The sequence below is a fragment of the Arsenophonus nasoniae DSM 15247 genome (assembly GCF_000429565.1).
GTDB lineage: Bacteria > Pseudomonadota > Gammaproteobacteria > Enterobacterales > Enterobacteriaceae > Arsenophonus > Arsenophonus nasoniae.
The window spans coordinates 1-10121 of record NZ_AUCC01000096.1; the positions used below are offsets into that span (position 1 = coordinate 1).

The window sequence follows — 10121 nt, forward strand, 5'->3', positions numbered from 1 at the left end:
TTTGTCCTTGTGCAAAGCGAACATGAATATCCACAAATATCTCCTTGGTTAACATAAATTATCCGTACAAAAATGTGCGAATAATACCAAGTGGATCAGTTTTAGATGATCGTTAGTGGATCAGTTTTGCATGATCGGTGACACCATTCATCCACGTAATTATTTTCGATGAAAAGGTTCCATCCGTCATCGTATTGAAATAGCAGTTTTGCAGGTCTGGGGATGTACATAGAGCAGAGTATAAAAGACGAGAAGGGAATTGCCTAGAAATAGAGCGCCTTTGCCGCGATGCTCACGCCAAAGGCGTGCTTATGTTCTTTGGCAGAATTAAAGAAAAACTCTTATTAATTTTGAATATTAGCGCTGTTATTGTTATTCAAATTAATCGGCGCTTTTTTAAAAATTAAGTTACATATAAAAATTTAAGGCATTAAACTAATTCTAATTATTTTGGAACTTAAATTTATGTTAAATGAGTAATTTTAAAGTTTTGCAAATACGAGTTAGCCAAATTATTATTTTTCAGCCAGATTTAAATAAATATATCATATTAAATAAATTGTTTTTGTTTTGTTAATTTTTATTTGCAAAAAAGTATATCTGTATTTTTTTTTAAATAAAATTTTTAAAATTGAAATTTATAGCTTATGCTTATAATTAATAAATTAACTAAAGTGGATAATCATTTATGATGAAGCGTAATGAAAGCCTAGAATATACATTAGAGTCAATGGCTTATGATCTTGCTATCCAAATAGTTTCCAAATCATCATATTCGTGCAATTCTAATGATCTTTTAGCAGAATTGGCTGGAATATTGCCAATGTGTATAGAAATAATTAAATTTCAGCAAGAAAGCATAAAGCACAAAAGTGAAAAAATTTTGCAAAAATAATTAATTGTTTTGCATAAAATGATATATTTATATAAAATATAAATTGATTTAATAATTTCTGTCTAATAATAAAATTTTAATGTTGAGTACTAATTGTTTTGAATTTATAGTACTTTTATTACTTTATTTTACTTCTAATGTATATTTTTTTGTTGCAATAAAATAAATTGATAATTTAAATATTAGTAATATATATTCATCTAATATATGATTTTATTTTTTATAAAATAGGTAATTGTTAATATTAACACTATATTTTATATTGTACTTAGTTAGTAACACCATTTTATAATTAATACTCATCTAATTTAAAAAATTATTTAAGAACATTTAAGTATACTATTATTTAGTTTAAAAATAAAATTTAACTACTATTGAGTGTATGTTTTTTAAGTAGTATGATATGCAACTTATACTGATTTGTGTTTATTAAATACGATATTTTTCATTCATTCTTATATAATCAGATATTTATTATAAATTTTTTAGCAATTACATTATTATTTTATGAATTGTTGAAAAATAATGAAGTTGATTTTTTTAACTATTATATTCAAATTGATCAATGCATTGTCTTCAATAAAATAACATGCTTACAAAATATAAGCTTATCATTATATAATTTAAATTTTTTAACATAAAATTTAATACCTAATGGAAACTAAAATATTAGTTGATAGTCATATTTCTGCTAAATTTTACCTATTCTTATACTTTAATAATAATTAATTCTTTATTTTTTATGCATAAATGGCGTATATTGCTATTTATGCTTCGTTTGCTTATGTAGGAGTTAGATGTTGAAAACAGAATATGAAGCGTATTCAATAGTCTTAACTTATTGAAATATTTGCTATATTAGTTTTCATCCCGCGTTGTTAAAAGCATGAAAACAGCGTGTTATAAATGATGATGATCGCATGATTATGTAGTAATTGACAAACTAACCGTGATCACTCGTTGGGATTGTTTAGCTTTTATTTGATATTTAATTTATAACTGCAAAGTACACGGTGATGATTCATGCATGTGCATATAAACGTATTGGCTGTATAGAGGTAACTTGTGTCCACAACGAATAATACCAAGAATATCAGTTTGAATGCTTTCAAACAACCACGTTCTTTTTATCTCATTTTTTCAATTGAGCTATGGGAAAGATTTGGCTTCAGTGGTTTACAGGGGATTTTAACGATTTATTTAACTCAAATGTTAGGAATGTCCGAAGCTCAATCTTTTTATTTTCTGCTTTCACTGCATTAGTTTATGGTTTTGTTGCAATTGGTGGATGGTTAGGTGATAAGGTATTAGGCACTAAAAGGGTTATTATATTAGGTGCTATCGTACTTATTGTCGGTTATGCTTTTATTGCTTATTCTAGTCACGATGTTTTATTAGTGTATCTGGGGTTAGCAACTATTGCAGTTGGTAATGGTTTATTTAAGGCAAATCCTTCTTCGTTACTTTCCACTTGTTATGATAAAAATGATCAACGTCTCGACGGTGCATTTACAATGTACTACATGGCTGTCAATATCGGTTCATTCTTTTCTATGTTAGCCACACCCTGGTTGGCAAAGCATTATGGTTGGGATATTGCATTTTCACTGAGTGTGATTGGTTTGATTATTACTTTAGTTAATTTTTTATTATGCAAAAATTGGGTTAAAGATTATGGCTCTAAACCTGATTTTCAATCGATAGAATTGTCTAAATATTTATTTACTATTATCGGTATAGTGGCACTGATTATACTTTCTAATTGGTTATTGCATAATATGGCTGTGGCAAGAGCCGCCCTAGCAATCATTTCATGTTTTATTATAATTGTTTTTGTTAAGGAAACTATTGCATTAAAAGGTGCAGCTCGTCGAAAAATGATTGTGGCATTTATTTTAATGATAGAGGCAGTTGTATTTTTTGTACTATATAGCCAGATGCCAACGTCATTAAATTTCTTTGCTATACATAATGTCGAACATAATATTTTGGGTATTAGTATTGAGCCAGCGCAATACCAAGCTTTGAATCCACTTTGGATCATGCTTTCTAGCCCGATTCTTGCATCAATATATAATAAGATGGGTGATAATTTACCAATGCCCCATAAATTTGCCATCGGAATGGTACTTTGTTCGACAGCATTTCTTATATTACCCCTAGGTGCTAAATTTGCTAATGAAGCAGGTATTGTTTCTGTTAATTGGTTAGTACTGTCTTATGGATTACAAAGTATTGGAGAATTGATGATTTCTGGCTTGGGACTAGCAATGGTCGCGCAGCTAGTACCTCAACGTTTGATGGGATTTATTATGGGTTCATGGTTTTTAACCAGCTCAGCCGCTGCTTTTATTGCAGGTTTTATTGCTTCTATGACAGCAACGCCTCAAGGGGAATCACTAAGCCCTTTAATATCATTAGGCATATATAGTGATGTTTTCATGAAGATAGGCATAGTAACAGCAGTTATTGCATTAATTATGTTGCTCACAGCGCCGTTACTTAATCGCATGACACAAGTATAAATTAGATATTTTATATAGAGAAAGCTATTGAAAATATGTTCAATAGCTTTCTATTATTATAATTTCAGATAATTGATTGTTTTTGCGTTATCATATCAATTTAGACAGAAATTTTTGGAAAGTAAGTATTAGTTCTATTAAGTAATTCTCTGGTAAAAAATTAACATTTTTGTGTTAGTTAATCAACATAATAACGAGCCTGATCACATATATATTATTCAAACCTTTTGGTTAAAAAATAGTTATTGATTTTAAAAAATTGCTATGTTTTTATTTGTTTTTCAATAATAAAAAGGTCATGTTTATGCAGTATGAGGGTCAATGTTTATATGGACGAGTTATATTAAAAACAGAGCAAACTTGTTATGAAATTACAGCCTGCCATTGTCTGATGTATCAAAAATGGAATGGCTATCTGTTAATGCGTTTTATTATTGAGCGTGGTTTATCAATTGAAGATAAAACTAATGTAAGTTATTGTCACTTTTTTGCATGGCTAGTGCAAAAATTTTGTAATAAATGTTCGCATTTTTTTTCTAAGATGTTTAACCCTCAAAGTCATTATATTAGTGTGACTTTATTTGAACAGAGTCAAATTGCTTTTCTAGTTACTCAGTTTTATATTGGTTGTAATCCTATGTATTATAAGCTTATTGAAGAGAAGGCCTTGTTTACACAACAACATATTCTTAATACTTAAAAATAAATTAAACCAGTTTTTGTTAGATTTATAATTCTATAATCATGAGTATCTTGGTAAAATTTTGGTTGATGGTATTGAGGAGATTCAATGAAAATAACTAAATATAATATCAATATATCTAGGTTGCGTCATTATATTTTGAATTTTAGCTCGCTAATCTTAGCAATATTGCTGGTATTCTTTTTAGCAAGTAAAACTTACCTGTTAACATTATTATTTAGTATTAATTTAGCACCTCCATCTTACTATTTACTTGAAAATATCTTTACTTGTATTTTTTATTTTCCATTTATTACATTAATGATTAAATATTTTCAATCAAAGAATTATTTTCCTTTACGTTATTTTATTTATATTGGTATTACAACTATTATCTATTTGATTATTATTTTTTATAAATCTGCTACCGATATTATTATTTATAATGAAGCGATCTTGTTATTGGTTTTAGCTTTATATTTTACCAATACAGAAAAAATAAAATACAAACCATAACATAAAGTTATGTTTAATGTTGTTTTATATCAAAGATAAATAGTATCTAGCATAATTAATAATACGTTTATTTTATTAACTTTCTATTTTAAGTTATAAAATATAGTGGTTATCTAGCATAAATAAATTCATATATAAAAGATAATGATATTTTTATTACTTATTAGAAGAGGGAGATTTCTTTGATCAGTCTTTTATTAGTCGAAGATAATGAGTTTATTCGATTGGGAATGCAGTCTATTTTTGATAAAACAAAAGGTATGAAAATAGCTGGGCATGTTGTCTCTTTGAATCAAGCCATCCAATGGTGCCGAAAACATACGGCGGAAATTATTTTATTAAATGGGAGAACAAGTGATTATGAGTTAATTAAAAAATTACAAAGTTTGATTAGGATGATCCCTGATATAGGCATAATTATGTATTCTACTGAAAAGAAAAATATCTATTTAATGAAGGCGCTAGAAGCTGGAGCACGAGGTATACTGAGTGTGAAGGCAAAAGAGAGTGATTTACTGCATGCCATTCGTGTCGTCAAGTTAAAGCAAAAATATTTGTCGCCTGATATTGCGCAATGGCTTGTATTACATCAATTAGAGACAGAAATGAGTAACCCTTTAAACCTTTTATCTGATCGTGAATTACAAATTATGCTTATGGTAACGCGTGGTGTACCCGTTGGCGAGATAGCAAAACAGCTCAATTTAAATACAAAAACAATAAATAGCTACAGATATAGAATGTTTAGTAAACTAAAAGTTCGTAGTGATGTAGAATTAACTCATATAGCTATAACAAATGGATTGATTCAAACAGAGAGTTTTTATTATAGTGCCTGAATTATTTGATCCGAAAGTATTTTTGCAAACAGTAACTAGTCAACCGGGTGTGTATCGTATGTATGATACATCTGGGGTAGTGATTTATGTTGGTAAAGCGAAGGATTTAAAAAAACGCTTAGCGAGTTATTTTAGAGGGCAAGTAACGAGCCGTAAAACGGAACAACTGGTTAAAAATATTGCTCAAATTGATATTACCGTAACACATACAGAAACAGAGGCTTTATTACTTGAGCATAATTATATTAAACTTTACCAACCTCGGTATAATGTTTTACTAAGGGATGATAAATCTTATCCTTATATTTTTTTAAGCGCAGATAAACATCCACGTTTGGCTATGCATCGTGGTGCTATGAAGGCAAAGGGTGACTATTTTGGCCCATTTCCTAGTGTTAATGCCGTCAGAGAAACGCTGGCTTTATTACAAAAGCTTTTTCCACTGCGTCAGTGTGAAGATAGTGTCTATCGAAACCGATCCAGACCATGCCTTCAATATCAAATTAATCGCTGTCTTGGCCCCTGTGTTAGCGGGCTGGTTACTGATGAAGAATATTATCAACAAGTAGAATATGTTCGTTTATTCTTATCGGGTAAGGATCAGCAGGTTCTCAATCAATTAATCCAAAATATGGAGCAGGCTAGTCAAACGCTTAAATTTGAAAATGCAGCACGTTATCGTGATCAAATACAAGCAGTTAGAGCGGTAACTGAGCAACAATTCGTCTCTGGTAATACGCAAGATCTTGACGCTATTAGTGTTGCTTATCACTTAGGCATTGCATGTGTTCAGGTACTTTTTATTCGACAAGGAAAAGTCCTTGGTAGTCGTAGTTATTATCCAAAGATCCCAGCAAATACCCAATTAAGCGAAGTCGTGCAAACCTTTTTAGGTCAATTTTATTTACAGGGTAGTGAAATTCGCTCTTTACCTGCAGAAATATTGTTAGATTTTTTATTACCAGAAAAAGCGCTATTTACTGATTTATTAACTAAAATAGCGGGACGTAAAATTAACATTCAAGTGCGACCAAGAGGAATAAAAGCTAAATATTTAAAACTGGCTCGTACTAATGCAGCGACAGCATTGGCAACAAAAGTTGCACAACAATCTACTATTCACCAAAGAATGGAGGCATTAGCTGACTTGCTAGGAATCGAAAAAATTTATCGAATGGAATGTTTTGATATTAGTCATACTTCGGGACAGCAAACTGTAGCATCTTGTGTTGTTTTTGATAGTAATGGGCCATTACGTTCGGAATATCGTCGTTATAATATAATTGATATTACGCCTGGTGATGACTATGCTGCTATGTATCAAGTTTTAACGAGACGTTATGGGAAACATGTAGATGAAAGTAAAGTGCCGGATGTTATTTTTATTGATGGCGGCAAGGGACAACTGGCTCAAGCAATTGGTGTATTCCAGGCATTAAATGTCGATTGGGACATTACACGACCTAAATTGATAGGCGTTGCTAAAGGACATGATCGCAAAGCCGGCTTAGAAACATTATTTTTTAAACCTGATGGTGAAGGCCTTTCGTTACCGCCTGATTCACCGGCGCTACACTTAATACAAAATATTCGTGATGAATCACATAATCACGCGATTACCGGACATCGTCAGCGTAGGGCGAAAGTTAGAAACACCAGTACCTTAGAGTCTATTGAAGGTGTAGGTCCTAAACGTCGGCAGATGCTACTTAAATATATGGGGGGCTTACAAGCTCTGCGTAATGCGAGCATTGATGAAATCGCAAAAGTGCCAACGATTTCATATGCACTAGCAGAAAAAATTCATAATGCGTTGAAGCAATAAGCTTAGTGGAATTGTATATATATTTTATTTTGGCCAGACATTTATAGAGCATGATGCAATTAAATATCCCAACTTGGTTAACACTTTTTCGTATCATATTGATTCCGTTTTTTGTGTTATTTTTTTATCTTCCTTTTCATTGGGCGCCTTTTGTTTGTGCGTTTCTTTTTGTTGTTGCGGCGTTGACCGACTGGTTTGATGGTTTTCTTGCCAGACTCTGGCAGCAAACAACTAAATTTGGTGCATTTTTAGATCCTGTTGCTGATAAAATTATGGTAGTAACGGCATTAGTATTGGTGACCGAATATTATCATACTTGGTGGATTACATTACCAACAGTGACGATGATTGCGCGTGAGATTATTATTTCTTCATTACGGGAATGGATGGCTGAAGTGGGCAAACGTAGTTGTGTGGCTGTTTCTTGGATTGGAAAATTTAAAACAGCTGCCCAGATGGGCTCATTAGTAGGATTGCTGTGGCATCCTAATATCCAAATTGAGGTAATTGCTATTCTATTACTTTATTTTGCGGCTGCTTTAACGTTTTGGTCTATGTTTCAATATTTATCTGCCGCATGGAAAAATTTGAATGAAGCTTGATCGAAATGATTGAAAAAACAGCGAACGAACCGAATTAATAAATAATAGTATTGACTCAATACAGGAAACAAGTAGAATGCAGCGCATCAAACGATGCTAGGTTTAACTAACTAAGCATAGTAAGAATGCGGGAATAGCTCAGTTGGTAGAGCACGACCTTGCCAAGGTCGGGGTCGCGAGTTCGAGTCTCGTTTCCCGCTCCAAATCGGCCCTACAAATAAGCTAGATTAAGTAGGGCGCGTTGGCAGAGTGGCCATGCAGCGGATTGCAAATCCGTCTACCTCGGTTCGACTCCGGGACGCGCCTCCAGAATTTAGCCCAGGTGGTGAAATCGGTAGACACAAGGGATTTAAAATCCCTCGGCCTTAAGGCTGTGCGGGTTCAAGTCCCGCCCTGGGCACCATGAAATTTTCCATTTATTATCAATAAGTTAGTAAGTAAAAGGTTAGTCGCTTAAGACCAAATTTTTGTGACCAAGATCACCTTTCAGAACATCTTCAGAAGATGCTTTCAGAAGATAAATTAAGTTAATTTAAATATTTATTCATTTCTTCTGATTACCTACGACCGGCACGACTTCTATTTTTCTGTCATATCTGGCAGTCTGCCCAATATTTTTATGACCCGAAATAGCCTGCTTCTCTTGTAAAGTTCCATCTAAATCAGATATACCTTTTGCTTTTAAATCATGAAAGGTAAAATTGAAATCCAATTCAGGGTATTTTTTAGCGGCTTCTTCTTTAGCTTTTAACCATCTACTATTAAAGCCATCTCTGGTATATAGTTTCCCGTTTGCTTGATGTAAAACGTATAAGCTATTAACACCTTCTTTTAACGGTAATTGTTTAGCTAATTTTATAGTTTTAGTTAATCTTTCAGACCAACCTTTTATCTGGCTTTTGCCTGTTTTTCCTTGTTTGATATAAATTCCTGCTTCCATGAGTTGATCTTTGCGTAATGCTAAAATATCTCCTTGCCGAGCACAGCAAAGATATGCTAGTTCCATGGCGATCTGAACAATCAACGGTGAAATAGAATATAATGCGTGATACTCTGTATCTGTAACATAACGATCACGGGCTATTTCTTTGTATTGTTTAACGCCTTTACACGGATTATTTTTTACTAATCCTCGTTCATATCCCCATCGAAATACTCTGGACATAAACGATTTTTCTCTGTTGGCCTGTGTTCTACTCTTTAATCCTCTTTTATCCATATATTTTCTAATATGTTCAGGTTTAATATTATCCGGATTCATTTTGCCAAAAACAGGAATAACTTTTTTGGAATATTTTTGATAGTCATTCTGTGTGTCTTTCGATAATTCGATAAAATCTGCTGAACATAGAAACTGATTAATCAGCGATTCATAATTAAAAATATGTTTTTCGTCATTAACGTATTGTTCATAGTGACTCCAAACAACAGATTTATCTGCATTTAGAGCACATAAACGAATTGTACGACCATTTGGATGTTTAAACTCGTATGCAGATCTCCCACGAAATACACGTGGGGGCATCCAATTATCAGCAGGATTTTTTCGTTTTCCAGACATAACTATATAGCTCCGAAATTTGGTTTCTCAGCAAAATTAATATCAAATTTTTTTGAAGAGGGGTTATTGAAATGCTCCCATGTCGTTTTGGGGCGACCATCAGGCCTCTTAATAAAAAATATTCCCGCTTCTTCCAAAACTTTGCATTGTTTGGATGGTTTTTGGTAACCTGTTAGTTCTTTCATCTGTTCATCTGTAATAAACATAGAATTATTATTCACGTTTATGTCCTCATTGAAAAACTCACAATGTAATTTTCCCTAGTGTTGGCTAGCCTTGTGCTGGTCTTTTTTAATAGCTAAATGCTTACCTTTCGATATTGCTAATTAGAGTAGGAAAATTCAGGTGGGATAATGCTTATTCTCTTTATGCTACTTCTTCAAGGTATCGAGAAATACCCCCAAATAAACCATAAGAGCTGGCACTAGCATGATGCCAATAACCAGTAGCTCTTGTCCGCCTAATTGAATATTGCCTAATTCGCCACGTTTAAACCTGATTTGTGGGTCAATGACGGTATCGGCGTGCGCAATGTGACCAACTATCAGTTCGAAAGCAAATGCTGCACTGATAAACAATAATGTCGTGATTAATAGTTTGATGATGTTAAGTTTCATGGTTGAACCTTTTAAAATTGGCTTATTTCTTAACGCAAATCGCTTTGGCGTTGATATCC

At 32.5% G+C, this 10121-nt stretch carries 9 protein-coding genes, 3 tRNA genes and 1 pseudogene; 10 read left to right on the plus strand and 3 right to left on the minus strand.

Annotated features, from left to right (window positions below; translation table 11 throughout):
- Positions 1–688 precede the first annotated feature (688 nt).
- The 10 genes and pseudogenes from G468_RS0114505 (at position 689) to G468_RS0114550 (ending at position 8287) form a co-directional block, all read left to right on the plus strand.
- Positions 689–895 (plus strand): hypothetical protein, encoded by a 207-nt coding sequence (locus G468_RS0114505; protein ID WP_026823702.1) that lies wholly within the window; start codon positions 689–691, stop codon positions 893–895.
- Between the two features lie 1065 nt (positions 896–1960).
- Positions 1961–3420: pseudogene (gene dtpA, locus G468_RS21245) on the plus strand (dipeptide/tripeptide permease DtpA).
- A gap of 304 nt (positions 3421–3724) precedes the next feature.
- Positions 3725–4120, plus strand: a complete 396-nt coding sequence (locus tag G468_RS0114515; protein WP_026823703.1) for a GFA family protein — start codon at positions 3725–3727, stop codon at positions 4118–4120.
- 90 nt (positions 4121–4210) lie between these two features.
- Positions 4211–4618: a phosphate-starvation-inducible PsiE family protein gene (locus G468_RS0114520; protein ID WP_026823704.1), complete on the plus strand. Its 408-nt coding sequence runs from the start codon at positions 4211–4213 to the stop codon at positions 4616–4618.
- A gap of 182 nt (positions 4619–4800) precedes the next feature.
- Positions 4801–5457, plus strand: a complete 657-nt coding sequence (locus tag G468_RS0114525; protein WP_026823705.1) for a LuxR C-terminal-related transcriptional regulator — start codon at positions 4801–4803, stop codon at positions 5455–5457.
- Positions 5450–7282 carry an excinuclease ABC subunit UvrC gene (gene uvrC / locus G468_RS0114530; protein ID WP_026823706.1) on the plus strand — a complete coding sequence of 611 codons (1833 nt, stop codon included), beginning with the start codon at positions 5450–5452 and terminating at the stop codon, positions 7280–7282. Before G468_RS0114525 ends, uvrC begins: the two co-directional genes overlap by 8 nt.
- A gap of 53 nt (positions 7283–7335) precedes the next feature.
- Positions 7336–7884, plus strand: a complete 549-nt coding sequence (pgsA, locus tag G468_RS0114535; RefSeq protein WP_026823707.1) for a CDP-diacylglycerol--glycerol-3-phosphate 3-phosphatidyltransferase — start codon at positions 7336–7338, stop codon at positions 7882–7884.
- A 127-nt stretch (positions 7885–8011) separates the two neighbouring features.
- Positions 8012–8087 (plus strand) — tRNA-Gly (locus G468_RS0114540).
- Between the two features lie 32 nt (positions 8088–8119).
- Positions 8120–8193 (plus strand) — tRNA-Cys (locus G468_RS0114545).
- Positions 8194–8200: 7 nt separating this feature from the next.
- A tRNA-Leu gene (locus G468_RS0114550) sits at positions 8201–8287 on the plus strand.
- 141 nt (positions 8288–8428) lie between these two features.
- Here the strand turns inward: G468_RS0114550 and G468_RS0114555 are convergent.
- The 3 genes from G468_RS0114555 to G468_RS21250 all read right to left on the minus strand — a co-directional run.
- Complete coding sequence (locus G468_RS0114555) at positions 8429–9445, minus strand: tyrosine-type recombinase/integrase (protein WP_026823708.1); 1017 nt, start codon at positions 9443–9445, stop codon at positions 8429–8431.
- A 2-nt stretch (positions 9446–9447) separates the two neighbouring features.
- On the minus strand, positions 9448–9666 hold the full coding sequence (locus G468_RS0114560; protein ID WP_338023276.1) for a DUF4224 domain-containing protein: 219 nt from the start codon (positions 9664–9666) through the stop codon (positions 9448–9450).
- Between the two features lie 150 nt (positions 9667–9816).
- Positions 9817–10121: hypothetical protein (locus G468_RS21250; RefSeq protein WP_211229674.1), on the minus strand; the 305-nt coding region annotated here is incomplete at its 5' end.

Excerpts from the sequence above, each read along its gene's own strand:
- pgsA (WP_026823707.1), top strand. The coding sequence starts at position 7,336 with ATGCAATTAAATATCCCAACTTGGTTAACACTTTTTCGTATCATATTG.
- G468_RS0114515 (WP_026823703.1), top strand. The coding sequence starts at position 3,725 with ATGCAGTATGAGGGTCAATGTTTATATGGACGAGTTATATTAAAAACA.
- G468_RS0114505 (WP_026823702.1), top strand. The coding sequence starts at position 689 with ATGATGAAGCGTAATGAAAGCCTAGAATATACATTAGAGTCAATGGCT.
- G468_RS0114555 (WP_026823708.1), bottom strand. The coding sequence starts at position 9,445 with ATGTCTGGAAAACGAAAAAATCCTGCTGATAATTGGATGCCCCCACGT.
- G468_RS0114520 (WP_026823704.1), top strand. The coding sequence starts at position 4,211 with ATGAAAATAACTAAATATAATATCAATATATCTAGGTTGCGTCATTAT.